At 44.2% G+C, this 23,517-nt stretch carries 20 protein-coding genes and 1 other RNA gene; 12 read left to right on the top strand and 9 right to left on the bottom strand.

Going from position 1 to position 23,517, the window contains the following annotated elements; translation table 11 throughout:
- Window positions 1–13 precede the first annotated feature (13 nt).
- From SYN7509_RS31175 to rpsT, 4 genes are all read right to left on the bottom strand, one after another.
- Window positions 14–1,882 carry a DNA-directed RNA polymerase subunit gamma gene (locus SYN7509_RS31175; protein WP_009634141.1) on the bottom strand — a complete coding sequence of 623 codons (1,869 nt, stop codon included), beginning with the start codon at window positions 1,880–1,882 and terminating at the stop codon, window positions 14–16.
- A gap of 92 nt (window positions 1,883–1,974) precedes the next feature.
- Window positions 1,975–5,307 carry a DNA-directed RNA polymerase subunit beta gene (gene rpoB, locus SYN7509_RS0201930; RefSeq protein WP_009634140.1) on the bottom strand — a complete coding sequence of 1,111 codons (3,333 nt, stop codon included), beginning with the start codon at window positions 5,305–5,307 and terminating at the stop codon, window positions 1,975–1,977.
- A gap of 419 nt (window positions 5,308–5,726) precedes the next feature.
- Window positions 5,727–6,515 (bottom strand): TatD family hydrolase, encoded by a 789-nt coding sequence (locus tag SYN7509_RS0201925; protein WP_009634139.1) that lies wholly within the window; start codon window positions 6,513–6,515, stop codon window positions 5,727–5,729.
- Window positions 6,516–6,572: 57 nt separating this feature from the next.
- Window positions 6,573–6,875 carry a 30S ribosomal protein S20 gene (gene rpsT / locus SYN7509_RS0201920; protein ID WP_009634138.1) on the bottom strand — a complete coding sequence of 101 codons (303 nt, stop codon included), beginning with the start codon at window positions 6,873–6,875 and terminating at the stop codon, window positions 6,573–6,575.
- A gap of 225 nt (window positions 6,876–7,100) precedes the next feature.
- Here rpsT and hisD point away from each other — a divergent pair, with 225 nt between their 5' ends.
- The 3 genes from hisD to SYN7509_RS0201905 all read left to right on the top strand — a co-directional run bounded on the left by hisD (window position 7,101) and on the right by SYN7509_RS0201905 (window position 9,337).
- Entirely contained in the window at window positions 7,101–8,417 is a 1,317-nt protein-coding gene (gene hisD / locus SYN7509_RS0201915) for a histidinol dehydrogenase (protein ID WP_009634137.1), read from the top strand.
- A gap of 47 nt (window positions 8,418–8,464) precedes the next feature.
- Window positions 8,465–8,893 carry a universal stress protein gene (locus SYN7509_RS0201910; protein ID WP_009634136.1) on the top strand — a complete coding sequence of 143 codons (429 nt, stop codon included), beginning with the start codon at window positions 8,465–8,467 and terminating at the stop codon, window positions 8,891–8,893.
- Between the two features lie 69 nt (window positions 8,894–8,962).
- Window positions 8,963–9,337 carry a hypothetical protein gene (locus SYN7509_RS0201905; protein ID WP_009634135.1) on the top strand — a complete coding sequence of 125 codons (375 nt, stop codon included), beginning with the start codon at window positions 8,963–8,965 and terminating at the stop codon, window positions 9,335–9,337.
- Here the strand turns inward: SYN7509_RS0201905 and SYN7509_RS0201900 are convergent.
- The gene (locus tag SYN7509_RS0201900) at window positions 9,334–9,723 is read right to left on the bottom strand and encodes a hypothetical protein (protein ID WP_009634134.1); all 390 of its coding nucleotides are present in this window, start codon (window positions 9,721–9,723) and stop codon (window positions 9,334–9,336) included. The genes SYN7509_RS0201905 and SYN7509_RS0201900 overlap by 4 nt on opposite strands.
- Window positions 9,724–9,850: 127 nt before the next feature.
- On the opposite strand from SYN7509_RS0201900, the gene hslO reads away from it, so the two are divergent.
- Complete coding sequence (gene hslO, locus SYN7509_RS0201895) at window positions 9,851–10,753, top strand: Hsp33 family molecular chaperone HslO (RefSeq protein ID WP_009634133.1); 903 nt, start codon at window positions 9,851–9,853, stop codon at window positions 10,751–10,753.
- A 191-nt stretch (window positions 10,754–10,944) separates the two neighbouring features.
- Entirely contained in the window at window positions 10,945–12,963 is a 2,019-nt protein-coding gene (locus SYN7509_RS0201890; RefSeq protein WP_009634132.1) for a hypothetical protein, read from the top strand.
- On the opposite strand, the gene SYN7509_RS0201885 is transcribed toward SYN7509_RS0201890, so the two are convergent.
- Window positions 12,956–13,645, bottom strand: coding sequence for a hypothetical protein (locus tag SYN7509_RS0201885; RefSeq protein ID WP_009634131.1), 690 nt, complete (start codon window positions 13,643–13,645; stop codon window positions 12,956–12,958). The genes SYN7509_RS0201890 and SYN7509_RS0201885 overlap by 8 nt on opposite strands.
- Window positions 13,646–13,780: 135 nt before the next feature.
- Here SYN7509_RS0201885 and SYN7509_RS0201880 point away from each other — a divergent pair, with 135 nt between their 5' ends.
- The 3 genes from SYN7509_RS0201880 (at window position 13,781) to tatC (ending at window position 17,215) form a co-directional block, all read left to right on the top strand.
- A complete protein-coding gene (locus tag SYN7509_RS0201880) occupies window positions 13,781–14,152 on the top strand; it encodes a metal-sensing transcriptional repressor (RefSeq protein WP_009634130.1) in 372 nt (123 codons plus the stop codon).
- 74 nt (window positions 14,153–14,226) lie between these two features.
- Window positions 14,227–16,365 (top strand): lytic transglycosylase domain-containing protein, encoded by a 2,139-nt coding sequence (locus tag SYN7509_RS0201875; protein WP_009634129.1) that lies wholly within the window; start codon window positions 14,227–14,229, stop codon window positions 16,363–16,365.
- 163 nt (window positions 16,366–16,528) lie between these two features.
- Complete coding sequence (tatC, locus tag SYN7509_RS0201870; RefSeq protein ID WP_369792299.1) at window positions 16,529–17,215, top strand: twin-arginine translocase subunit TatC; 687 nt, start codon at window positions 16,529–16,531, stop codon at window positions 17,213–17,215.
- A gap of 3 nt (window positions 17,216–17,218) precedes the next feature.
- Here the strand turns inward: tatC and SYN7509_RS0201865 are convergent, their stop codons facing one another.
- Window positions 17,219–17,527 carry a DUF3067 family protein gene (locus tag SYN7509_RS0201865; RefSeq protein ID WP_009634127.1) on the bottom strand — a complete coding sequence of 103 codons (309 nt, stop codon included), beginning with the start codon at window positions 17,525–17,527 and terminating at the stop codon, window positions 17,219–17,221.
- A 215-nt stretch (window positions 17,528–17,742) separates the two neighbouring features.
- Between SYN7509_RS0201865 and petC the strand changes: the two genes are divergently transcribed.
- The 4 genes from petC (at window position 17,743) to galE (ending at window position 21,011) form a co-directional block, all read left to right on the top strand.
- Window positions 17,743–18,282, top strand: coding sequence for a cytochrome b6-f complex iron-sulfur subunit (gene petC / locus SYN7509_RS0201860; protein ID WP_009634126.1), 540 nt, complete (start codon window positions 17,743–17,745; stop codon window positions 18,280–18,282).
- Between the two features lie 78 nt (window positions 18,283–18,360).
- Window positions 18,361–19,347 (top strand): cytochrome f, encoded by a 987-nt coding sequence (gene petA, locus SYN7509_RS0201855; RefSeq protein ID WP_009634125.1) that lies wholly within the window; start codon window positions 18,361–18,363, stop codon window positions 19,345–19,347.
- Between the two features lie 184 nt (window positions 19,348–19,531).
- Window positions 19,532–19,917, top strand: a transfer-messenger RNA (tmRNA) gene (gene ssrA, locus SYN7509_RS28120).
- 92 nt (window positions 19,918–20,009) lie between these two features.
- A complete protein-coding gene (gene galE / locus SYN7509_RS0201850; protein ID WP_009634124.1) occupies window positions 20,010–21,011 on the top strand; it encodes a UDP-glucose 4-epimerase GalE in 1,002 nt (333 codons plus the stop codon).
- 200 nt (window positions 21,012–21,211) lie between these two features.
- Here the strand turns inward: galE and SYN7509_RS0201845 are convergent, their stop codons facing one another.
- Window positions 21,212–21,898, bottom strand: a complete 687-nt coding sequence (locus SYN7509_RS0201845; RefSeq protein WP_009634123.1) for a sugar transferase — start codon at window positions 21,896–21,898, stop codon at window positions 21,212–21,214.
- A gap of 294 nt (window positions 21,899–22,192) precedes the next feature.
- Window positions 22,193–23,227: a phosphoribosylformylglycinamidine cyclo-ligase gene (purM, locus tag SYN7509_RS0201840; protein WP_009634122.1), complete on the bottom strand. Its 1,035-nt coding sequence runs from the start codon at window positions 23,225–23,227 to the stop codon at window positions 22,193–22,195.
- Window positions 23,228–23,517 lie beyond the last annotated feature (290 nt).

The following is a 23,517-nucleotide window of genomic DNA, read 5'->3' as shown; positions in this document are numbered from 1 at the left end:
GCTGAGAGCCGTTTTACTGCAATACTTCTTGAATGGTTTTGTTGTAGATAATCCTGCCGGGGGTGGTGCGAACAAACTGGGAAATTACTTCGCCGTCCGCATCTTCACGGCGACGAATATTGTTGTTTGTAATTACCCGCGTCCCATCACTTTGCTTTTCTACCTTTTGTTCGCCGTCATCGTCGGAATCTACTAAGCCGTCAAAACGCACCCAAACTTTGGCATGGATGTGTACCTGCTTTTGTTCGTAAGCCATGATGGCATCGTCTAAGGAAGCAAAATAGCGAGTTCCTCCATCATTACTATTGGGGTTTTCCGCCGTTAAGTAATAGCAACCCAACACCATATCTTGACTTGGAGTCACAATCGGTCTTCCGGTCGCCGGAGACAAGATATTATTAGAAGCCAACATCAATAGTCTTGCTTCCGCTTGACTTTCTAAAGACAAAGGAATGTGTACCGCCATTTGGTCGCCGTCAAAGTCGGCGTTAAAAGCTGGACATACCAAGGGATGCAATTGAATTGCTCGACCTTCTACTAAAATTGGTTCAAAAGCTTGAATCCCCAATCGGTGTAAAGTCGGAGCGCGGTTAAGCAATACGGGATGTCCTTCAATTACTTCTTCTAAAACACCCCAGACGCTAGGATCGCCGCGAGAAATCAACTTTTTAGCCGCTTTAATGTTATTAACTACATTGCTGCGAATTAGCCGATGAATTACAAAAGGTTGAAATAGCTCAATTGCCATTTCTCTTGGCAAACCGCACTGATGAATTTTTAGCTTTGGCCCGACGACAATTACCGATCGCCCAGAATAATCTACCCGTTTTCCGAGTAAGTTTTGCCGGAAACGACCTTGTTTACCTTCAATAATGTCTGATAAAGACTTCAAGGGGCGGTTATTTGCGCCTACTACCGTCCGTCCGCGTCTACCGTTGTCAATTAAGGCATCCACCGCTTCTTGCAACATCCGCTTTTCGTTACGGACAATAATTTCTGGCGCTAAGATTTCCTGCAATCTAGCCAAACGATTATTCCGGTTAATCACGCGGCGATAAAGATCGTTCAAGTCGGACGTTGCAAACCGTCCACCGTCTAACTGCACCATGGGGCGCAAATCTGGCGGGATCACGGGAATTACCTTCATTACCATCGATTCAGGCAACGATCCTGTAGCCACAAAGTTGTCAATTACTCGCAGCCGTTTAATTAATTTGGCGCGTTTTTGTCCTTTAGCACCAGCGATTTCTTCGCGTAAGCTTTCTGCCTCAGCTTCAAGTTTAATGTCTTGCAGTAGCCGCGCCAATGCCTCCGCACCAATGCCTACTTCTACACCACTAAGTTCTGATTCTTCGCTATAAAGCTGGTCTTCTATTTCTAACCACTGATCTTCAGTTAGTAATTGCTTGTAAGTGAGGGTATCGGCGTTACCTGGTGCTAAAACCACGTAGGCATTGAAGTAAACAATTTGCTCCACATCCCTCAACGGCATATCTAGCAAAATCGCAATATAACTAGGTATTCCTTTTAAGTACCAAACGTGAGCCACGGGAGCAGCAAGTTTGATAAAACCCATGCGATGGCGGCGGACTCTAGCCTCAGTTACTTCCACACCACAACGTTCGCAAACAATACCGCGATGTCTAACTCTCTTATACTTCCCGCAATGACATTCCCAGTCCTTAGCCGGTCCAAAAATCCGTTCGCAAAACAAGCCGTCCATTTCTGGCTTCAAAGTACGGTAGTTAATAGTTTCTGGCTTAGTAACTTCTCCTACCACTTGACCATTGGGTAGGGTTCGCTCTCCCCACTGCCGAATTCTTTCTGGGGAGGCGATGCCAATTTTGACGTAATCAAATTGCGTAACTTGTGGCGTTCTCATAAGTTAAATAAGGATGGGGAGAAAGGGAATAGATCGCACTAAAAGCCGGGAGGAGAGCTAAAAGTAAAAAAATTTACTTTTAGCTTTTTTGGCTATACTTCTTCTTCGAGTGCTTCACGGCTGAGAGATTCGTAGGTAGGACGATTGGGAGTCCGACGACCTCCGGTATCTGCCATCAAATCAATTTCCACGTCTAAAGAACTGCCATCAGATTGAAGTTCTACTTTGTGGACGGCAATATCTAAACCTAGAGATTGCAATTCTCGCATCAGCACTTTAAACGATTCGGGCGTACCGGGACGAGGAATGGCTTTGCCTTTGACGATCGCATTTAATGCTTCATTTCGTCCCTGCATATCATCGGACTTGACTGTCAGCAATTCCTGTAAGGTGTAAGCTGCTCCAAAAGCTTCCAGCGCCCACACTTCCATCTCTCCAAATCTCTGACCGCCTTGTTGCGCTTTACCGCCCAAAGGCTGCTGCGTAACCAAGGAGTAAGGGCCAGTAGAACGGGCGTGGATTTTGTCATCGACTAAATGCACCAATTTCAGCATATAAGCGATACCCACTGTTACCGGGCGATCGAAAGGTTCTCCCGTGCGACCGTCGTACAACTGAATTTTGCCTGGTTGTTCGGGGTCAAATAACCAATCTTTCCCGGTTTCTTCACGGGCTTCGGTGAGTTTTCCATGCACAATTGTCCGCGATGATTCTTCCCCGTACATTTCGTCAAAGGGAGTAATCTTAAACCGCAGTCCGAGGTTTTCTCCCGCCCAGCCTAACAAGCATTCAAATACTTGTCCGACGTTCATTCGTGAGGGTACACCCAAGGGATTAAGCACAATGTCTACGGGCGATCCATCGGGCAAATAAGGCATATCTTCCACAGGCAAAATGCGCGAAATAATTCCTTTATTGCCGTGTCGTCCTGCCATTTTGTCGCCGACTTGGATTTTGCGTTTTTGGGCTACATAGACCCGGACTACCATGTTAGCGCCCGGTGGCAATTCGTCGCCTTGTTCGCGGGTAAACACGCGCACGTCTACAACTCGTCCTTTTTCACCGTTGGGTACACGCAAGGAGTTATCGCGGACATCTCGCGCTTTTTCGCCAAAGATTGCCCGCAATAGTTTTTCTTCAGGTGGTTGATCTGATTCGCCTTTGGGGGTAACTTTGCCCACTAATATGTCGCCTGAGTCTACCCAAGCACCAATGCCGATAATTCCTTGTTCATCAAGTTGGCGCAGAGCATCTTCGCCGACGTTGGGGATTTCTCTAGTGATTTCCTCTGGTCCTAGCTTGGTTTGCCGAGCTTCAATTTCGTATTTTTCGACGTGAATTGAGGTGTAAACATCGTCTTGGACGAGTTTTTCGCAAATTAAGATCGCATCTTCGTAGTTGTACCCTTCCCAAGGCATATAAGCGACGGTAATATTTTGCCCTAGCGCTAGTTCTCCGCCTTCGGTAGATGAACCATCAGCTAGAACTTGTCCAGCAACTACGCGATCGCCAAACCTAACCAAAGGGCGTTGATTTAAACAAGTGTCTTGGTTCGAGCGCTGATACTTAGATATTGGGTACTCAATTTCTTGAGGTTGGGCAGTAGTTTGAGCGCCTCCAGCAATTTCTTTGCTTTTTACGCGGACGCGAATTTTAGTCGCGTCTACATATACAACTTCTCCGTCAGTCCGGCTGACGATTACCATGCCAGAGTCTCGCGCTGCTTGGGCTTCTAAACCTGTTCCCACTAAAGGACGCTCTGGTTTTAGCAATGGTACAGCTTGCCGTTGCATATTCGATCCCATTAGCGCCCGGTTAGCGTCGTCATGCTCCAAAAAGGGAATCAAGCTAGTGGCTACAGAGACAATTTGTACCGGAGATACCGCCACGTAATCCACTTGATCGGGGGTGGTACTGGCAAATTCCTGACGATAGCGGACAGTGACTTTTTTTCCTAATATCTGACCATTTTCATCAATAGGCAGGTCGCCGGGGGCTACGCGCAGGTCGTCTTCTTCGTCCGCCGTCATATATACGGGGGGTTTGTCAAACTGAACGATGCCGTTTTCTACGGGTCTAAAGGGCGTTTCTAAAAAGCCGTATTGATTGACTTTAGCGTGAGTTGCCAAGGAGCCAATTAACCCCGCATTTGGTCCTTCGGGAGTTTCTACTGGGCAAATTCGCCCGTAGTGAGAAGGATGAATATCTCGCACCGCAAAACCTGCGCGTTCGCGGGTTAAGCCCCCTGGGCCTAGGGCTGACAAGCGGCGTTTGTGGGTAAGTTCAGCTAAAGGATTTGTTTGATCCATGAACTGACTTAATTGGCTAGAACCAAAAAACTCTTTAATTGCCGCTACTAAGGGCTTGGGGTTAACTAAGGATGCGGGGGTTAAGGTGTCGGGGTCAGATACGGTCATGCGTTCGCGAATAATCCGCTCTAGGCGATTTAACCCGACCCTGACTTGGTTTTGTAGCAATTCCCCTACACTTCTTACTCGTCGATTGCCCAAGTGGTCGATATCGTCAATGCTACCCATGTCAAACTCTAAGTTGATTAGGTAGTCAACGGCAGCCAAAATGTCAACAGGTGTAAGTACCCTGGTAGTGTCAGGAATAGATAGCCGCAGTTTTTTATTAATTTTGTAGCGTCCTACTCGCCCTAAATCGTAACGTTTGGGGTCAAAAAAGCGCGATTCTAATAACTGATTACCGCCGGACACAGTGGGAGGTTCGCCGGGTCGTAACTTGCGGTACAACTCCATTAGGGCATCGTCTTCGCTAAATTGCCCTTCTTTTTCAATGGTTTTTTGAAAATACTCTGGGTGACGCAAAGATTCAAAAATCTCATTATCTGATAGTCCCAAAGCTTTTAATAGCACTTGCGCCGATAACTTGCGGGTTTTATCAATTCTCACCCAAACTAAGCCGTTGCGATCGGTTTCAAACTTCAGCCATGCTCCCCGGTTAGGAATTAAACTAGCTGAATAAGTGCGGCGACCGTTTTTGTCTACTTCGGATTTGTAGTATACTCCGGGACTACGGACGATTTGGTTGACTATTACTCGTTCTGCGCCGTTAATAATAAATGTACCGCGATCGGTCATGAGCGGCAAATCGCCAATAAATACTTCTTGCTCTTTTATTTCCCCGGTTTCTTTATTAATCAAACGGGTTGGGACGTACATTTGCACCGCGTAGCTGCTATCGCGCCGCTTGGCTTCGTCTACGTCGTACTTTGGCTGCTTGAGTTTATAGTTGTGACCTAAAAAGTGTAATTCTAATTTACCCGTGTAGTCAGTAATTGGCGAGAAGCTATTGAGTTCTTCAATTAATCCTTCTTCTAAAAACCAACGGAAGCTAGAACGCTGAATGTCAATTAGGTCGGGTAGTAAAAAGGCAGGTTCAATGTAGTTATCGGTGGTCATGCGTTTTTATACTTATTGCTGCTGGTATTTATTCAACGGATGGAAATCCTTTTCTACTGCTTGCGCTTTGCTCTCTAACAGGTACGCAGTTTTTGCCCACAAGCAGCTTTTTTACTTTTTAGTTCCCTGAAGTGGGGAATTTGTAAATTATGGCGCTCTATACTCAGGCAATGATTCATAGTATTGTCATTTTATGGTTTAACTTTTGCGGCATGGATTCAAGAAGCGATCGCGCTTGATTTTTTCCGTCCCACATTCTAACGAGAGGGAAAGCTTTATTGCCATTACTTTTTTTGCTCTTGCATCCCTTGTTTGTAGAGCTTTAAGGGTTTGATTAAATATTTCCCTAGCCAAATTTTGTTTAATTGCCTAACCTTTAATTATTATGACTTTTTCCCCTTTTATTCGTTGCTTTGAACTTAAAAAATTGAAAGATTGAAAAGTTTACAAGCATTAGCCGTGGTTGTGCGCGCAATTTCTTCTACTGTTTCGCCACGCAATTGCGCAATAGCTTCAGCTACGTGCAAAACAAAGGCGGGTTCGTTACGTTTTGTCCCTCTTTTGGGAACTGGAGCCAAAAAAGGGCAATCGGTTTCAATTAATAAGCGATCTTTGCTGACAATTTGGGCGCTTTGATGAATTTGTTGGGCATTTTTAAAAGTCACTGTACCGCTAAAACTAATATAAAATCCCAAGTCTAAAAACCATTGGGTTTCTTCAGGTGTTCCTCCCCAACAGTGCATTACACCCCGAATTTGATGAGAGCCATTGGCTTGGAAGGAGTGCAAAATTTGTTTTAGTTGTGCCGCCGCTTGGCGACAGTGGATAATTACCGGGAGATTTAACTTGGCGGCAATTTCTAGCTGAGATTCAAACACTAGGCGTTGCTGTGCCTCATTATCTGCCTTGTAAAAATCCAACCCAGTTTCCCCGATCGCTACTACTTTAGATTCAGAACTAGCTAACTCCATAATTTCCCCAGCCATTTGATTTGTCCATTTGTCTGCATCTAGGGGATGCAAACCTACAGCAAAGTTGATTTCGGGATAGGTGTTAGCTATCTGTTGAATGCGGGTAAATTCGCTAGGCTCTACGCAAGAGTGTACGAGCTTGACTACACCATTTTCTTGCCAACGCGATCGCACTACGTCTAAATCTGGCTCAAACACAGCAAAATTCAGATGAACGTGAGAGTCAATCAGCTTCATGTTTTTTTAAGCTGCTAGTCCTTAGTTGCTTGGGCATTCTAACGCTAACAGGGGCGTTTATTTGGCGCTGAGGCTGGCTTCTTTTCTTTTCAAACTGTTGGCGAGGATTGATTTTTTCCTAGCGCCGTTGTTTTTATGTAGAACCTTGCACTTTACGGCTTTATCGATTTTACTAAAAGCCGCCGACATATGCTGGTCGACTTCTTGCTTGGCTTCAGGAGTAGGATTAGCCGCGTAGCTGTCTACGGCGGTCAGGTACTTTTTCATCAGGGTTTTGACGGCTGACTTATAAGCTTTATTACGCAAACGATTTCTTTCCGCGACTTGGATGCGCTTGATAGCAGATTTGATATTTGCCACAATTAATTCAGGAAAACTACTGTTATATAGACAAAATACTAGATGTACTAATATAACACTGATATTGCCATAATTGGTATCGATGAAAAGAAAAATCCGCGTTAAGCTATATAAGTAGCTAATACTTGTGAACTTGACTCGTCATTAGTGGCGAATAAAGGCAAGGAAAAAGTATTGGCAATCGACTATCTCTAACTCCAAAACATTGATTGTATTGCGAACTTCATGCTGCGAATTATTACTCAGCAAACCGAGGTACAAGCAGAACTACAAAGGATCTGCGATCGCACCCAGGACGACCAGGTGCAACACAAAGAAGCGACAGTGCGAGAAGTTCTTCAGGCAGTAAAGCGCCAGGGGGACAAAGCCGTACTGCACTATACAGCAGAATTTGATCATCAAGAACTCTTAGTAGAAGACTTGCGTGTGAGTGGCTCGGAACTAGATGCGGCTTACCAACAAGTATCAAAAGAGTTACTGAGCGCGATTCGGCTAGCTTGTCAAAATATAGAAGCATTCCATCGCCAGCGAGTTCCCAAGTCGTGGGTAGAATTTGGCGACTTAGACGTGGTACTAGGTAAGCGTTATACCCCTGTAGATCGAGCAGGTTTATATGTGCCTGGGGGTAGAGCCGCCTATCCAAGTACGGTACTGATGAATGCCATCCCAGCAAAAGTAGCAGGTGTACCTAGGCGAATAATAGTCACGCCGCCAGGGGTAGGAAAAACTGTCAACGCCGCCGTATTAGTAGCAGCGCAAGAAGCGGGAGTACAAGAAATTTATCGAGTGGGTGGAGCGCAAGCGATCGCGGCTTTAGCTTATGGAACGGAGACAATTCCCAAAGTAAATGTAATTACAGGTCCTGGGAATATTTACGTCACCTTAGCAAAAAAATTAGTCTATGGAACTGTAGGGATTGATTCATTAGCTGGGCCATCGGAAGTGTTAATTATTGCCGATAGTGGAGCAAATCCCGAACACGTCGCTGCCGACTTGCTAGCACAAGCAGAACACGATCCAATGGCGGCAGCGATCTTACTTACAACTGATAGTAAAGTAGCTTTAAACGTGCAAGCAGCCGTAGAAAGGCAGCTATTAGACCATCCACGCCAGACACTAACAGAAAAAGCGATCGCGCATTATGGATTAATTGCGATCGTCGATTCACTAGAGGTAGCAGTACAACTATCTAACGAATTTGCCCCCGAACACTTAGAGCTTGAAGTAGCAGAGCCTTGGGACTTATTGCCAAATATTCGTCACGCTGGCGCAATTTTCCTTGGGTACTCCACCCCCGAAGCGGTGGGAGACTACTTAGCCGGGCCTAACCATACCTTACCAACTTCGGGAGCGGCGCGTTATGCTTCAGCTTTGGGAGTAGAAACTTTCCTCAAACATTCTAGTATTATTCAATATTCTCCGGCAGCATTGCAGCAAGTAGCGGGAGCGATAGACGTACTAGCAAAAGCTGAAGGTTTGCCTTCCCACGCGCAGTCAGTAAAGCTGCGAGTAGAAGATAATGAGCCTAAAGACTGGAAATAATCATCATAGTTTTCAGTAATAACTCTTGAGGAGGCGATGTAAGAAGCGTGTTAAATACAATTTTAGTAGCTCTAGATAGTTCGGAGCTTTCTGATCGCGTCTTGGAGACAATTAAACAACTGCCCTTGTCGCCGGAAGTAAAAATTATTCTGGCTCATGTGATTCCTGCCTCTGACTCCGACTTAGAAACCGCCGCCGATCGTCCTCAAAACGAAGCTCAAGCAATGCCCTATCGCCACATTGAGAAGCAATTGCAAGCTTACCAAGCAAGTTTGCCCTGTGATAGCGAATTAGAAATTGTCAGTGGCGATCCTGCCGAAGAAATCATCCGTCTAGCAAATATTTACCATGCCGATTTAATTGCGATTGGTAGTCGCGGATTGACGGGTGTAAAGCGAATTTTACAAGGTTCTGTCAGTAGTCAAGTAGTGGAAGATGCTAACTGTTCGGTGTTAGTAGTGAAGCCATTGGCATAAAATTTTTTAGTAGCGCGATCGCATTATCAACAACCGCTATATTTTGGAAAGTAGCTAAGTTAAATAACAATGCAAAAAATCTTAGGTGTAGCTGTAAGTTTAATATCGTTGCTTGCTCCAAGTCAGGTCAATAGTCAACGGATACCCCAACCTTGGGTATCCGTAGGAGTCAACGATAGCGATCCCACCTTTGCTTTAGGCGCAAGGGCGATAAATTGGGGCGTTGAGTTAGGTACAGGAGCCGATGGAGCTACCGGGGTAGATGTGCTGAAATTTATTCGCGCTCCCATAGTTTCGCCCTACGTAGGGCTAGGGCTATACTCCGCAGATAAAGGCGTAGCGGTGTCTGGGGGCGTGCAAGTGGGCGCAACCGATAATGTCTTTGTTGGCGTTGGCTATAACACCGTCCGGGGCATTAACGGGCAAGTAGGAGTAAGGTTTTAATTACCCACCTTTTGAGTCAAAAACTGACGTAAGTTGAACAAGCTCAAAGTTTGCCCAATGTTGAGCGGCAATAAAGATATCCCTTCGATTCGAGATTGTACCCAACCTTCTCCCCAGTACCACTCGTGAAAGCCGTCAATTCCTTGACTAAGTATGAGGCGCAAGCACTCCGGCGTAGCTACTTCTACTTGATGATGAATGGGGACAAATCCAGTCCAATTAGTGAAAGCAAAGCCTGAGTGTAATTGTTCTGGCATTCCTGAATTAAAGCGTTCAAACCACAGCCATTTTTGCAACTGTTTGGGGTAAAGCAAGCTATCTCGAATGCTATCAAAGGAAGCTGTAACTTCAATTCGGAGTTGGCTTTGTTGAAAAGTACCCAGCATAGGTAGATTCTGGAGAGGTGTCTATAGGTTGTACTTTCCAGTATGGCAGAATTGAATTTTTCTGCTCCACCACCGCCGCCTTAGTTGCCATCCTAGAATAAAGATGTAAAGAAATGTAAGGGTTTTTATGGCAGATCAATTAATTCGTGCCACCGCCGCCAATGGTGGAATTCGAGCCGTAGGTGTAATTACAACCCGCCTCACCGAAGAAGCTAGAGGACGACACAAGCTTTCCTATGTAGCTACGGCGGCTTTAGGTCGTACCATGTCTGCGGGGCTGTTGCTTGCCTCGAATATGAAGCGCTCCGGTTCGCGAGTGAATGTCCGGGTTAAAGGAAATGGACTACTAGGGGGACTTTTAGTAGATGCAGGTTTAGATGGCACAGTACGCGGCTATGTAGACAATCCTGAAGTAGAACTACCACCAAATAGTAAAGGCAAACTAGATGTTGGTGGGGCGGTAGGAAAAGAAGGCTATTTGTATGTCGTCCGTGATGTCGGCTATGGGTATCCTTACGCTAGTACTGTCGAGTTGGTTTCGGGGGAAATTGGCGAAGATGTGGCTCATTACCTCGTCACCTCTGAACAAACGCCCTCGGCTTTGGTTGTAGGCGTATTTGTGGGCGCTAATGGGGTTACGGCTTCGGGAGGGATATTAATTCAAGTATTACCCAAAGCTGCTAGAGATGAAGCTTTAGTAGAAGTTTTAGAATCACGGGTAGCTTCGCTTTCTGGTTTTACACCGTTATTACAAGCAGGCTTGAGTTTGCCGGAAATTTTTGAGCAACTACTGGGGGATATGGAATTAGAAATATTACCAGAAACTCAGTTAGTACGTTTTCACTGCGGTTGCTCTGGCGATCGCGTTTTGGGCGCATTGAAAATGTTGGGAGAGGCAGAGTTGCTTGATATGATTGAAAAAGATCGCGGTGCGGAAGCAACTTGTCATTTTTGCGGCGAAGTATATCAAGCCAGCAGCGACGAATTAGCCCAACTAATTCTAGACTTGCAAGCAGAGTCTTCGGGGTAAAAGCCTTCGCTAATTATCTAAGTTTTGACGGAAAATATAGCTTTTTGGTAACTGGAAGGGTACGATGACAACGAGTATTAGCAGTTAAAATCAAAGCTACTAGCACGCCAAAGCAGCAGTTAAATTATAAAGCTGTTATCTCTAGCGACCTTAAAGGCTATTAGATCGATAAGACAATTTGGGGACAAACAATGAGAGAGCCAGGAATTCCTGAAAAGTGGTCGATGAGAAAGTTTGCCAGGGGAGATCGTTCAAGATTAGCCAAGGCGGCAAGTTCTCAAGCTGGCTCTCCATTACCTAATAACACCCCTGAATCGGGAGAGTTGTCAGCGCAAACACCCGCATTAAAATTACAGTCACTAACGCCCAAGCGCAAAACCAAAGATCGCCCGTCACTACCACCAAATATTGCGCCACCTCCCCAAAAGCTGCCAAAGTGGTTAAAAAACTGGATTTTTTGGTGGGGAATAGCGGGTTTTATTAGCAGTGGAGTAGGAATAGTGGCGATCGCTATGCTATTAAAACTACCAGCCGCCCCCAATTGTCCAGCAATATTTTGGCCCTTAGCCACTGCTACGGTAAGAATGCACTGTGCGGAAGTAGCAGCAAATAAGCAAACATTAAATGACTTATTAGAAGCGATTTCTTTAGTCCAGGCTTTACCCAAAAACCACCCATTAAGAGCAGAAATCAATAAATCTGTTCAGCAGTGGACAAGCGATATTTTAGACCTAGGCGATCGCGATTTTCAAGCAGGTAAATTACAAGGGGCGATTTCTATTGCTAAAAAAATCCCTCAAGATGTCCCAGCTTATCAAGTAGTAGAACAACGTATAGCTAGTTGGCAATCTACGTGGAAAAAAGCTGAAGATACTTACGCCCAATCCCAGGCGCAGCTACCAAAAAGAAATTGGCACGAGGCGTTTATGGCAGCAGTGCGTTTATTAAATGTTGGTAATGATTATTGGGCGACAACTAAGTACGAACAATTAAATCGGCTGATTGAAACAGCAAAAGAAGACGCGATTAGTTTGGATAAAGCCGTAGCATTGGGCGATAGAGGCGGTTTAGACAACTTACTTGCGGCAATAAAATTAGCTCAAGAAATTGAAACAAGTAGCTACAGCTATCAAGAGGCGCAAGCGTTGATTCCTAAACTGGGAAAACAAATGCTCGATCTTGCTCAATTAGCTCTGGATCGCCAAGATGCGGAGGAAGCAATCTCTATTGCTAACCAAATTCCGGCAAGTACAAATCTACAATTAGCAGCAAAAGATTTTATTACAATTGCTGAAGCTTGGCAAAGTGCTTGGTTAGATACAGTTCCGGGACTTGAAGGCGCGATCGCGATCGCCCAAAAAGTTGCTCAAGAACGCCCTTTATATAATAAAGCTCAAGAATTAATTGCCCGTTGGCAGCTAGAAATTGAAGATGTCGCCCACTTGCAACGAGCGCGAGAACTAGCAAAAGGTGGAACGGTAGGCGACTTAACCGCCGCTATTGCTCAAGCAGAGGTTGTTCCTGAACGCAATCCCCGCGCCATTGAAGCAAAAAACGAAGTAAATCGCTGGCGCACGAAAGTAGAAACCATTGAAGATCGCCCTTACTTAAACCGGGCAGAAGAATTGGCAGCCGTGGAAGATGTAGGTTCTTTGCAAGCGGCAATTAATGAAGCAAGTCAAATTAGTAAGGGACGCGCTTTGTACTCAGAAGCACGACGCAAAATGCGTTCTTGGCAGCAGCTTATTGAGCAAATTGAAGATCGCCCCCTATTAGATGAAGCCCGCAGCCTAGCTAGTATTGGGAATTTGCCCTTAGCAATTAGAACGGCAAAGCAAATTCCATCGGGACGAAGTTTATCTCGTGAAGCGCGATCGGCAATCAATGACTGGGAAGGACAAATTAACGCGCGGGTAAATTGGCTTGAAGCTAGACAAATCGCCCTTCAAGGAAACCCAGAATCGCTAGTTAAAGCAATTTCCGTTGCTAATCGAATTCCCAATAGCAGCCCGTTACGCTACGATGCCAACTTAGCGATCGCCCAATGGAGCAACCGCATTTTAAATATTGCTCAAGAACGCGGACAATCCGATATTCCTGGAGGCATTGGAGTCGCCAAACTTGTGCCGTTAGGGACTGAAGCTTATGCTGGCGCTCAAGATCAAATTGCTACTTGGGAAAAGGTTTTAAATCCACCCGCACCTAATTAAGCGGTGGAGGATTTCTGGCAATTATTATTCTGCATTCATCTACAGAAACGCGCTGCTGCATTGCCTGAACTAAAGCTTCGTAAGCTTTCCAGTTTTCGGTAAGGATAGTTTTGGCGCTGATGGCACTAGAGCGCTGTTTTTGAGCTTGAGCGGCAGCAGAAAAACCAATGGGTGTTAGGACTTTTTTTAGCTTATTTAGATCGTCCGCTCCACCATGGGCATCGTTATAGACCAGATTTTCGGCGGTTATTCCTGCCATCCAAATCGTGCAGTAACGGTCTAACAACTGGGCTTTTAAAGTTCCTTGTTGAAGATTGGAGGCTAATTCGTCATCAGCAAAAGTTACGCCCCCAAGTCCGGGTTGTTTTTGTTTTAAAGCTTCCCAAGCGCTGAGAGTATAGCCTGTAACGGGAATATCTAAAAAATGAGCTACTAAAAAGTGTCCTGCTTCGTGATGGAGGATGCGATCGCGATTTTGGCGAGAAGTCCAGGCAAATAAATCGCTAACTACCGCCCCGCCTTTACCTTGTAAACCAAAACTATCAACCGTTGCAAGTCCTAAAAGTGTAAAGGTGGCGATCGCGGGAATAGTTGGAGATAAGTTAAATAATGGCCCAGCTAAGGTGGAAAACGTGACTAGAAAAATAGAAATTGCTACTAAATTAAGGGTAGTTTGGCTCATAGATAAATTATCGGGCAATATTTTTTATTATTAAGGGTAATGGGTAATGGGTAAAAACAATCAATTCCCAATGACCAATGATTAATTGCTGCTCTAAGCTAGGATCTAATTTGTCGTTTAGCCTCCCCCTCACCCATGAACAAATCTAAAGAATTAGTAGAAAATTCTTTGCTTAGTAAAGACTTGCCAGCTAACCCTACTCACACCCACGAAGACGAACAAGCCCCCCACCCCCACGTTCATAGTGAAGAATCGTTACGCAGCATTATCAATCGGCTGTCGCGCCTAGAAGGACATATTCGCGGCATTAAAACAATGGTGCTGGAAAGCCGCCCTTGTCCCGACGTGCTAGTACAAATTGCCGCCGTGCGCGGTGCTTTAGATCGAGTAGCGCGGTTGATTTTGGACGAACATTTAACCGAATGTATCGGCAGAGCGGCTCAAGCAGGGAATATTGAAGTAGAAATTCAAGAGCTAAAAGCAGCTTTAGATCGGTTTTTACCCTAGCTCCAACTCTTGGCAGCTAGTTATAAATTAATAGTGCTAGAGTTGCAAGAAATTCATCTAGTTAAGTGCGACCAATGGTGCAGAGGCAAAACTTAATTTCGATAGCGACAATTACCGCTCTGTGTGTTGTCATAGGCGGAGCCGCAGTATTGGCGATAAAAAGCAATATAGCCCCAGAAAATCCAAAGCAAGCGCAAGCTATTCCAGCTAATCCCAAATCGCAAGTTCTGCCCTTAGTAGCACTTTCAGTTAAAGAACGAGCTTTGCAACTAAGCGCGATCGCACTTTTACCGCCATCAATGGAGCGCGATCGCGCCCGTTACCTTTTAGCCAGCGATTTAATCGCCCAAAAGCAAGGAGAGAAAGCTTTACCACTTTTAGAAAATTTAGAACAATCTTACCCGGTTCTTGCTGCTCCTATCGCCCTTAAACGCGCCCAAGCTGCTGATAATTCCACCCAATGGCAAGAGTTGCTAAAAAACCACTCTAGCAGCCCTGTAGCCACCGAAGCACTGTTTGTTTTGGGTAAAACGGATCAAAAATATTGGGAAAGTGCGATCGCCAAATATCCTACCCATCCCCGTAGTTTGGAAATTGCTCGTAATTTATTAACAGATTATCCCAATCGTACCGATTTGATGCTGTTGGTAGTTAAAAACTCTATTCCCCCAGATATAGCGATCGCCGATAAATTAGTTCCATCGGGAGCTAAACTAACCCCCACCGACTGGGAAGTAATTTCTACGGCTTACTGGACTACAAAAAATTATGGTAAAGCTGCCCTAGCTTATAGCAAAGCCTCTCGGACTCCCCTAAATCTGTACCGTAAAGGGCGGAGTTTGCAAGTAAGCGACAAAAAAACCGAATCTATAGCCACTTATCAACAATTAATTGGTTTCTTTCCCACTGCCAAAGAAAGCGGTTTAGCTTTAACTCAACTAGCTGCAATGGCAAAAAATGAAAGTGCGATCGCCTACTTGGATCGAGTGATTGCTGGGTTTCCCAAGCTTGCAGGAGCAGCCTTAGCCGCTAAAGCAGAGATTTTAGACGCGCAAAACAAAAACGCAGCGACTCAAGCCCGTAACGTGATGCTAAAAAAATATGGTGACTCGGAAGCGGCGGCGGAATATCGCTGGAAAATAGCTTTAGAAAAAGCCGAGGCGCAAAATTATCAGCAAGCTTGGCAATGGGCGCAAACTATCCCCACCCGCAACCCTAAAAGTATATTGGCGGCTAGAGCAGGTTTTTGGGTAGGTAAATGGGCAGAGAAGTTAGGAAAAAAGACCGAAGCTAAGGCAGCTTACGAGTATGTATTAAGCCAGTTTCCCCAGTCTTATTATGCTTGGCGATCGGCGGTTAATTTGGGTTTAAATGTCGGAAATTTTACGACAGTAAGACAGATAAATCCTCAAGTAATCCCTCCAGAGCGAGTAAGTTTATCTGCGGGATCTGCAACCTTAAAAGAACTCTACCAGTTAGGACAAGACAACGATGCGTTGGCACTTTGGCAAGTAGAATTTACAAATAAAACTCAGCCAACTTTAGCCGAGCAATTTACCGACGGGGTGATGAGCTTGGCTAAAGGTGACAACCTGCTGGGAATCAACAAAATTGCCACCTTAGAAGACCGAGAAACGCCTCCAGAACAAGCAGAATATCAAGCACTGAGCCAAAAACTTACTTATTGGCAAGCTCGTTATCCTTTCCCTTTTCTTCAAGAGATAGAATACTGGGCGGGAAAGCGTCAAATCAACCCTTTACTTGTAACTGCTTTAATTCGCCAAGAATCGCGGTTTGAACCAAAAATTCGTTCGGTAGCGGGTGCAGTGGGGTTAATGCAAGTAATGCCTGGTACGGGAGAATGGATTGCTGAAAAAATTAAGTTAGAGGAATACAACAGCGAAATCCCCAAAGATAATATTTTGTTAGGTACTTGGTTTTTAAACTACACCCACGAGCAATACAATAATAATTCCTTATTTGCGATCGCAAGTTACAATGCTGGGCCAAATGCGGTTTCCAAATGGCGCGATCGTTTTGACATTAGCGATCCTGATGAATTTGTCGAAGCCATACCTTACGAAGAAACCAAAGGCTATGTCAGACAAGTTTTTGGTAATTACTGGAATTATCTGCGCCTCTATAATCCAGAAATCTCTCAGTTAGTAAGTAGTTATTCCACTACTCATCCTAAAGCTGCATCTCTACCATAAATAAATTATTGCCTCTTTTTTTCTGCGGAGGCGATCGCTACAATAGTCAATAAACCCCTGTATAGCTTGAATAATGACACCTCCAGCAGAAGTTGAAACCTTAGCCGAGCAAAATTTTGACACCCCAGAGGAATTTCTTAATGAACTTCCTGATGAAGCGGAGATGTCACTATTCGACCACTTAGAAGAGTTAAGATGGCGAATTTTTTATGCGTTAATTGCGGTGGTAGTAGGTATAACTGGCTGTTTCATCGCTGTTAAACCTATTGTTCAACTATTAGAAGTACCCGCTCAAGGTGTAAAATTTCTGCAACTTGCTCCGGGAGAATTCTTTTTTGTCTCTTTTAAAGTTGCTGGTTATAGCGGCTTAGTGGTAGCAAGTCCTGTCATACTTTATCAAATCATTCAATTTGTTCTCCCTGGTTTAACTCGCCGCGAACGCCGTTTAATTGGGCCTGTCATCATCGGGTCTACTTTTCTGTTTGCGGCGGGATTAGTATTTGCTTATTTTCTTTTAATTCCGGCGGCGCTCAATTTCTTTATCAACTATGGTGAAGGTGTCGTTGAGCAAATATGGTCAATTGATAAGTATTTTGAGTTTGTATTATTACTGTTATTTAGTACCGGGTTAGCTTTTCAAATTCCGATTATTCAGGTTTTACTCGGCTTTTTAGGGATAGTATCTTCAAATCAAATGTTGCAGGGTTGGCGGTTTGTAATTGTTGCTGCGGTAGTTTTAGGCGCAGTTTTAACCCCTTCAACCGATCCTTTAACTCAAAGCTTATTAGCGGGTGCTGTATTAGGACTTTATTTTGGTGGAATTGGTTTAGTAAAATTATTAGGTAAATAAATATTACAATATCCACTCCGAAGCCCGAAGTCCTAAATCTAGCGGAATACTCACCGCCTTACCCAAACGAGGACGTTCTTTTGTTTCTAAAATATACCGTTGTACCTGTAACGTGCCGCCAAACCCGTCTAAATAAGTAGCGATCGCATCCATATGTTCTTCGTACTCCGCTTTACTCAACGGAAACGAAGCTTGTTCTAAGTATTTCCACATTACCTGTAAAAATACTTTCCCTTGGGTGCGCCGCAACTGCACATCGTAAGAGCGTCCCCATTTATTTAGCAATAGCTGGTGTAAGTCTTGTCCTGTCATGACTTTTGCCAATTTTTACATTTCTTTACAAATTAGAAATAGGTAACTCAAGTATGATACCAATATAAAGAAATGTAATATATCTCCTATTGATGAGAACCTTCGCAGCAAGAGGGATTTTTATATTTTTGATTGGTAGTCCGACGCAAACTATAGCGCGATCGCACTTTTGAAATAAGCTCAAAGAAGTTAACATTGGTCTAAGAGAGAACAGTATGGCGCAGATGTCAGAATCAATGGATGTCCCAAATATGGGTCGTCGTCAATTTATGAATTTGCTGGCTTTTGGGACAGTTACTGGTACAGCCGCCGGAGCATTGTATCCCGTCGTCAAGTTCTTTATTCCCCCCTCTAGCGGCGGCGCAACGGGTGGAACTACAGCAAAAGATGCGCTAGGCAACGATTTTAGCGTTAGTAAGTTTTTAGAAAATCGCAGTGCAGGCGATCGCACGTTAGCCCAAGGACTTAAAGGCGATCCAACTTATATTGTGGCAGAGAGCAAGGATGCGATCTCTGATTACGGCATCAATGCTGTTTGCACCCACCTAGGTTGTGTTGTCCCTTGGAATGGTAACGAAAATAAATTTATGTGTCCCTGTCATGGTTCTCAGTACGACAACACAGGTAAAGTAGTACGCGGGCCTGCACCTCGGTCACTTGCTTTAGCTCACGCCAAGGCAGAAGACGACAAAATCACCTTAACTCAGTGGACTGAGACAGATTTCCGTACAGGTGAAGAGCCTTGGTGGGCTTAACTAAAAGTTTTGCATGATGAGTTGCAAATAATAACTCATACTTCATTTATTGAGTCCTTGTCACAGAAATTGTTACAGATGAAAACAGCATTATTTGCAGCAAAATCACTTCTTAAATTAGAGGCGATCTTTAAAACGGCGATTTTAACCTTGGTAACGGTTGCTTTCTTTTTTGTTAGCGATGTAGCAGTACCTCAAGCCGCCGCCGCTTATCCATTTTGGGCGCAGCAGACTTATCCTGAAACTCCCCGCGAACCTACAGGACGCATTGTTTGCGCCAACTGTCACCTAGCGGCGAAACCTTCGGAAGTAGAAATACCTCAATCGGTTTTGCCCGATACAGTATTTGAAGCAGTAGTGAAAATTCCTTACAATACCAGCATCCAGCAGGTAGTCAGCGATGGCACAAAAGGAGGATTGCAAGTTGGGGCAGTATTAATGTTACCGGAAGGTTTCAAAATTGCTCCTGCTGACAGAATCCCAGAGGAAATGAAGGAAAAGGTCGGGGATCTTTATTTCCAGCCTTACAGCGAAACTCAAGAAAATGTTGTTTTAGTTGGGCCACTACCGGGCGAACAGTATCAGGAAATTGTTTTCCCTGTACTTTCTCCTAATCCAGCCACTGACAAAAACGTTCACTTCGGTAAATATGCCGTTCACTTAGGTGCAAATCGCGGACGCGGACAAGTTTATCCTACCGGTGAAAAAAGCAATAATACAGTTTATAACGCTTCTGCTGCTGGAACTATTAGCAAAATTAGCCCCGTTGCAGAAGGTGGCTATCAAGTTACAATTTCTAGCGATAACGGCGACACTGTAGAAACCATTCCTGCGGGACCTGAACTACTTGTTGCTCAAGGACAAACTGTAGCTATAGGCGATGCTTTAACTAATAACCCAAATGTGGGTGGATTTGGTCAAGCTGACGGCGAAATAGTGCTACAAAGTTCGACGCGCGTTAGATGGTTGATAGTATTTATATCTGGCATCATGCTATCTCAAGTTATGTTGGTATTGAAGAAAAAGCAAGTAGAGAAAGTTCAAGCTGCGGAGATGAATTTTTAACACCTAGCTGAAGCTAATTATTTGGGGAAGACAGGTTTTTCAACCTGTCTTTTTTTATAGAAAAAATTATCAGGTTTTCTAAAGTAAGCTTCAGCGCAAGTTATTTTGCGGGCTTAATAAAGCAAACTATCTTATTAGTAATAAGATGTCAATTTTCCAATAACGAACTATAATAATAAAGTACGGGGCTTTAAAGGTTTCGACAGGTTGGCGAAAGCTACTCTGTGATGCAGGTCGAGAGCGAGTCTCCTCTCGTAAATCAAAGACTCAAAAAAAAGTAAATGCGAACAACATCGTTCCTTTCGCTCGTAAAGCAGTAGCCGTAGCCTAAAAACTCTCGTCAACTGTGAGCGTCTATAGTTTGACTCCGTTAAGGACTATAGACCAACCCCAACGGATGCTCTAGCAAATGTTCTCTGGGTGGTTTGCTAGTTAAGACTTAACCAGTGCATCCCACCGTTCGGGATAAAGAGCGGTTCCCGCCTTGAGGATTAGATAGGATAAACCTGTGAATGAACGGGGAGTCAATACCCAATTTGGACACGGGTTCAATTCCCGTAAGCTCCATCAATCTAAAAATCCATCAAGCATTTTGCTGATGGATTTTTTGTTTAATAAGTTACCTCGATTAAACTAAGTAAAGTTGAGGTAAAAAGGAAAAAATGACACCTGTAAAACCTACTATTTTAGTTACTGGCGGAGCGGGATATATTGGTTCCCATGCTGTGCTTGCTCTGATTAATGCTGGTTATGAAGTAATTGTTCTGGATAATTTGGTCTACGGACATCGAGACTTAGTAGAAAAGGTACTGAAAGTAGAGCTAATTATTGGCGATATTTGCGATCGCCCTTTACTAGATAAATTATTTGCAAGTCGCAGTATTGCCGCCGTAATGCACTTTTCAGCCTACGCTTATGTGGGAGAATCTGTCACCGACCCCGCTAAGTATTACCGCAATAATGTAATCGGGACAATAACTCTATTAGAAGCCATGATCGCTGCCTCAATCAAGCAGTTTGTGTTTTCTTCTACTTGCGCTACTTACGGCGTACCTCATACCGTACCGATTACCGAAGAACACTCCCAAAATCCGATTAATCCCTACGGTGCTACTAAATTGATGGTAGAGCGAATTTTGCAAGATTTTGATATCGCTTACGGTCTAAAATCTGTCTGTTTTCGCTACTTCAACGCCGCCGGAGCCGACCCTACAGGCTTGCTTGGCGAAGATCACAATCCCGAAACCCATTTACTACCTTTAGTCTTAATGGCGGCTTTAGGTAAACGAGATTCGGTTTCTGTTTTTGGTTCTGATTACCCTACCCCTGATGGAACTTGTATTCGCGATTATATCCACGTTACCGACTTAGCGGACGCTCATATCTTGGGATTGAAATATTTGTTAAAGGGTGGAAATACCAACATATTTAATTTAGGTAATGGTCAAGGTTTTTCAGTTAAAGAGGCTATTGATACTGCTAGAGCCGTCACTGGACGAGAAATAAAAGTAGTAATGAGCGATCGCCGTCCTGGCGATCCGCCGATGCTTGTTGGTAGCAGTGATAAAGCTAGAAATATTTTAGGCTGGGAACCTAAGTACCCAGCCTTAAAAGAAATATTGACTCATGCTTGGCATTGGCATCAACAAAGGCATACGCACTGATCTGGCTTTGCTCTAGGATTTGAGTGCAAAAACTAATATAGGGAATTTGTCTACTATCTTACGAGTGCATAATCATCATAAGATAGTAAAAATCCCACTAAAAAGCCGCCCTAAGACGGCAGGTTTTTACACCCAATTTTCCCTTAAATTCAATTTTTCTACCTTCATCTTCCGGTCTACTTGTTTCCATAAATTATTGGCTAGAATGCGCCTACTCTAGCAACCAATACGTAGACTGTCTTCAAAATCACAAATACATCATACAGAGGATGCCATTGGCTTTGGTAGCGCAAATCCAGGTTGACAATTTCTTCAAAGTCTTTAATGCTAGAACGTCCGTTCACTTGCCATTCGCCAGTCAAACCAGGCTTTACTTCCAAGCGCTTCCAGTGACGATCGTTGTAGAGAGCGACTTCATCGCCTGTGGGCGGGCGCGTTCCTACCAAACTCATTTCGCCGACTAAAACGTTCCAAAACTGAGGAAGTTCGTCTAGGCTTGTGCTGCGAAGGAAACGACCTACTCGTGTAACGCGCGGGTCTTTTTTGTTTTTAAATATTAAGCCAGAAGCTTCATTTTGTACCTGGTCTTTTAGCGCATCAGCATTGGCAACCATTGAGCGGAACTTGCGAATCCGAAAGGTACGTCCTTGTAGCCCGTAGCGCTCTTGACTATACATGACTGGGCCGGGGCTATCTAGTTTGATAAAGATCGCCACTGGCACGTATACTAACGCTAGGATCGAGATCCCGACTAAACTGCCGATAATGTCCAAAAAGCGTTTAAATATTGATGTTGCTGAACGGTGCGGTGGAGATATTTGCTGTTCCGCCGATTTGGACAATGTCGCGTTGAATGCGGTGGGGAACGGTGCTTGATACATCGTCATAACTGACCTGCAATAAAGGAACCGTAGAATTACTTAGGGTTACTCTGAATATAATCTCTTACTCAGGAAGATGAACAAGGTTTTAACTAACCCTTGCACAATCTTCCATTAAGATTACTGGGATTTTTCAGTTTTGTAAAGTTTATGTAAAGAGATTTCCTCAGAACTTATACGTAGGTAGTTTAGGTTACAAAAATCATAGGGAAATTTTTTGTCAGCAGCGCCTAATTTTTTCACTTACAGGCAGTGCGGACTTTATAAGACAGGATTTTACAGCCTGATTCTACTTTGTAGTTAGCTAATATCTTGTATACCTTCTACTTTACCCGTTCCAGAAATCACTTCGCCGATCGCATAGGCGGCAATTTCTTGGGAATTAAACCACTCCACAGCTTGCCTAGCTTGGCTAGGCGCTACTAATAAGACAAAACCAATACCCATATTAAAAGTATTAAACATGGCAGAGTTACTAACGGAGCCAACTTCAGCTAACCAGTTAAAAATTGGTGGAATTACCCAGTTATGACAATCTACGCGTAGGGATTGATTTTCGCCTAAACAACGCGGTAGATTTTCTGGCAAACCGCCACCGGTAATATGAGCCATGCCATGAATTTCTAGTTCCCTAGCTAAAGCCGCTAGCACGGGTTTAACGTATATGCGCGTCGGCGCTAGTAATATTTCTCCTAGACTGCGATCGCCCATACCCTCAATGCGATCGCCCAAGTTGTGCTTACTCTCGTCAACAATTTTGCGTACCAAACTAAAACCATTACTGTGTAAGCCGTCGCTGGCTAAGGCGATCGCCACATCACCAACCCGGACTTGGGATCTGTCTAGCATCCGATTCTTTTCCACAATCCCTACACAAAAACCAGCTAAATCATACTCACCGGGCTGATAAAACCCAGGCATTTCGGCGGTTTCGCCTCCCAACAAAGCACACCCAGCTACTTTGCATCCTGTACTTATCCCGGTGACTACGGCGGTTAATTGGTCGCTGTTTAATTTACCTGTGGCTAAATAATCTAAAAAAAATATTGGTTCTGCTGCCGTTGTCAGGACATCATTTACACACATTGCCACTAAATCTATCCCTACAGTGTCGTGACAATTGAGAACTTGAGCTAATTTTAACTTCGTGCCTACACCATCAGTCCCAGAAACTAAAACTGGCTCTTTGAAACCTCCAGGGAGTTGAAAACAACCGCTAAATCCCCCTAGTCCACCAATTACTTCTGGTCTATGAGTGCTATGAACTAAATTCCGTATTCTTTCTACAAATGCTCTCCCAGCTTCCACATCTACCCCAGCCTCTCGATAATCCATAAAAACGAAACTGCCTTAATTGCGATCGCACGTCCACGATGTATTTTACAAATCTATGTGCTGTTAATTTCGCCGAGTTCAAAATCTTCTAAGTTTTGTAAAGTTTTGTAACTTTTTTCTTCAGATTAGTTAGGGCAATAAAAGCCAGCAAACATTTGCCTAGACTGCATTTAGCCTAATGTCCTCTGTCAAAAGTATAGATTAGTTTTGTGTCTTTTGCGTTATATCACTGATCCCCAAGGCAAAACCTTCGTGTTAGTCTGTTGCAGTTGTTAATCAAAAAATAAAGA

Source organism: Synechocystis sp. PCC 7509, assembly GCF_000332075.2.
GTDB lineage: Bacteria > Cyanobacteriota > Cyanobacteriia > Cyanobacteriales > Chroococcidiopsidaceae > Aliterella.
This window is presented reverse-complemented; position numbering and strand designations above follow the sequence as displayed.